The organism is Moorena sp. SIO3H5, assembly GCF_010692395.1.
Classification (GTDB): Bacteria; Cyanobacteriota; Cyanobacteriia; order Cyanobacteriales; family Coleofasciculaceae; genus Moorena.
This window is the reverse complement of the sequence record NZ_JAAHHS010000604.1, coordinates 1-3,387: the sequence shown is the minus strand read 5'-3', so window position 1 is coordinate 3,387 and position 3,387 is coordinate 1. Positions and strand designations below refer to the sequence as shown.

General features: G+C 38.7%; 3 protein-coding genes. All 3 read right to left on the bottom strand.

Annotated elements, in window-relative coordinates; all coding sequences use genetic code 11:
- Positions 1 to 19: 19 nt before the first annotated feature.
- Positions 20 to 898: a hypothetical protein gene (locus tag F6K52_RS34270; protein ID WP_293089360.1), complete on the bottom strand. Its 879-nt coding sequence runs from the start codon at positions 896 to 898 to the stop codon at positions 20 to 22.
- A gap of 1,379 nt (positions 899 to 2,277) precedes the next feature.
- Positions 2,278 to 3,105, bottom strand: coding sequence for a hypothetical protein (locus tag F6K52_RS34265; protein ID WP_293089358.1), 828 nt, complete (start codon positions 3,103 to 3,105; stop codon positions 2,278 to 2,280).
- 99 nt (positions 3,106 to 3,204) lie between these two features.
- A partial coding sequence (locus tag F6K52_RS34260; RefSeq protein ID WP_293089356.1) for a hypothetical protein occupies positions 3,205 to 3,387 on the bottom strand: 183 nt, incomplete at its 5' end.

Below are 3,387 nucleotides of genomic sequence, written 5' to 3'. Positions count from 1 at the left end.
TTTGTGTAGGAACTCAGCTCTAGGTGAAACCGCCAGCCCAGATATATCGCCCCGGTTGGACTCGTTTCCAGCCTTTAGATTCACATCCTTTAGTTAAAGTGTTACTAATGGATTTACGGGCTACATTTTTCTTCTTAGGATCCAAACCATTAGGATAAAGCACGTCCAAAACATCTGCGGCACTCATGATCTGTGGATAGTGTTCTCTTAACACAGAAGCCACTAGCTCATATAAGGTCATATACTTTAATTGCTCTAACTTAGGTAGCGGAGAAGGCCGACGAACTTTGCTCTTGGCAGACTTTCTCTGAGATTTATTGGTAGAAACTAAATCGGGCAAATCTTCAGCAGAAAAGGTGTAGCAATCTGGAGAGTCAGGGTCAGAGTGCCATAACCCCTGGCTCTCTCCTTTCAGCAAGATGGATTTGACCAGAGAAGTTTTCGAGGCAATATCCTCTTTGCCCAACTCTCCAAACAGCTCCCTGATCAGGTAATCAACGTGGAGGATCGATCCCCTGTGAGTTTCCAGGAGTCGGTCAATGGCTTCTGTAATCTTCTGCTCCTGGTAATCGAGTTGTTGTTTGAGTCCTAATGGTGACTCATCTAATTCAGTTTCAGTGGAGAAGTCTGCGGGCAATTCAGCTACTGACGTGGTGAGGTAGTATTTTTCCTGCTGGTTGTGGTTGCGATTTCCAGGAGGGAGGAACTTGTTGGAATTGTTTTCTGGTAGAGCTAATGCATTGGTATTTAGCAAAGCTTTAGCATGGTTAAGCTGTTCTCTTGCAACTGTGGCAGCTTGTTCATGATACTCCACCATTTGTCGGTAGTAATCAACCAAATCTGCTAGCATGTTTTGACTTTGCGATGGTAGCGATGGCTGTGATGGAACATAAGACATCTACTTTTTTCCCCCAGATTCGTTAGCGTATTGATAGCGAAGGCACTTTCTGGCTACTCCTTTGCAGCGATTTCCATACTTGGGACAACAGGTAGCATAAGTCTCCCTCTCTGCAGGCGAATTGCAGTAGTGGCAAATGAACTTGTAAACCCGTGTATGGATAGTACGCCTGTGGGCTCTTACTTTGTATTCTCGAACAAAAACTTCTTTACTGGGCATGATTGTTTATATAATTTACTCCTTAAAGATTAGCAATGGGTTCCTAATAAGTGAAAGGAAGCGAATTAACACTGGTTGTGTGTTCTTTTTGAACTCTCGGGCAGCGTCAAGCACGGAGGATTCTACCCAGAAGGCGATCGCGGATGAAACTGGAAGCCTCAACCATAATCTTCGATTTAGTTGTTGGTACTTCACATAACTCCCATAGCAAGGGGAGTAGGAGTAATACCTTTGACTCCAATTTGATCTAACATCCTCACACAATAACTGCAAGCTTTACAATAGGGAACTCCTGCCAGATTCCTCTGGAAAAACGGCAGCTGATGGCATCGATTCTGATTGGCTCTGTGACCCAATGGTCACAACACTTCGATTGGGAGCACTCACATCTGTCCATACCAAGTCATTTCCCCTAAGTAGAAGGTCATGGTCGATAAGCTAAATGCGCGCTCGGTGTCTAGTGATAGACTATTCCATATAAGCGTCTAGGTTTGACCTTAAGCAGTGTGCCATTCTCCTAGCATTACCGAAAACCGCTGAGCCAATCACCCAACAATCCGATGTGGCATCCCTTTTCAAGAAAGGGTATCAGAATCGGCTCTTCCTCTGGCTCCCCCATCCGAAGTTCCTAACGCCCGCATATAACCCCCTTCGCTTTTGCATCCTACTGCGCACCGGATCCGCGCTTCACGTCTATGGGTCGCAAGCGGTTTATCAAAAAACTGCTATTGTTCATCCCTAACAATTACAACCAGATTAACAACTCACAATTACTATTGACCAATCCCAAGAATGGATTAGATTGTAAACCACTAACTTATCTCAAATTACCCTACCTATTAGGATAAGCAAACTGATTAAAATTGAGAAAATATTACTAGTCAGCTATCAGTTAACACAGTGGGTTTGCTTAAACAACCCTTATTCTAAAAAGATAACCGCTCCACGAAATGCTGGTCACCCAAACGTTACGCATACAAAAAATATGGAGCAAAATTATATAAATCCCAAGCAATTATACTACACAAAAAATATAATGACTTTAATTAATTTTATATATTAAAAGCTTTTTTTATGTATTTATATTCTATTAATTTACAAATATTATTTTTTAATTAACGTCGTTTTTATGGTAGATAAGAGATTAAAAAGAGTTTTATCTATTTTTTAGATAAACGCTTTATTTTTTGTTTAAATAATTGGTAAATTGAATTGATATTATTTTTTTTATTGGCGTCTATTTTTGGCTTCTGAAATTTATTTTTTTCGAGTTTTATTACCAATTCTAAAGCTTCTTTATTTTGGTTTATTTCTTCTAGAACTATTTTTCGTTCCTGTTCAGGATCTGTTATTACTGCTTGATCCTCTTTTCTTAACTTAAGTTGTTTAATATTGTTATACAAGGGGATAGGGTTAATCCCATATACCATTAGGATTTGAATATTTTTTCTGGCGGCCATGAATTTTTTGCTAGCCGCTACTATTCCTCTACTTAGACAAAAGGAAGCTATGGAAAAAATTATGGCTACAACAAAAGCAATAACGGGTATTAACTGATCTACTGCTCCGGCTTCGTTGCTGACTAATACGGCTTGGAAATTCAAAAATATATCTCCTAATAGTAGCAGCCAGATTATAGATAATCCATTAGTTAATGGTAAAGGTATCTTAATTTTTTTGCTAAGAATTCCAGACCCATCTACTATAGAGGTTATGGGTAAAGCACCTGTTACCAATAAACTGAGTAAATTCTTAGTCTCAATCCCAAATATTTGATCACCTTTGGACAGAGCAAGTCTTTCCCCAAAGGAGTAATCTAATAGAGCAAACTGTCCAAAACTAGAAATGATTAACAGTGCTAAAAATATCAAAATTATTAGGACTTGAAGTCTTTTTTCTCGGCGATACCAATCTTCAAGCTTTTCACGCTCTTTCGGCTTTTCGATATAGTTTTCAGATTTGGTAGCTGCTGGGTCAAATTCAGTCATATCTGATCACATTTTTAGTTTACTCTTTTGCAATTAAGCATTTGGAGCCTATACCTTTGGTTTAACTTCTAATTTTTCCTGCAAATCATCAAAATTATATTAGTTTAAAACGTTATTTTTTTTGAAATCATCCGGTACTTTGCAATAGGTATCTTCTGAACTAGGAGTATATTTTTCGAGGTATTCTTCCTTCAGGATTGACTCAAAGTAATTATCAAGCGTACTCCCACCTATCTCATCGATCTGGTTTAATTCTTGTTGAATATCAGTTTTAACAGTTTG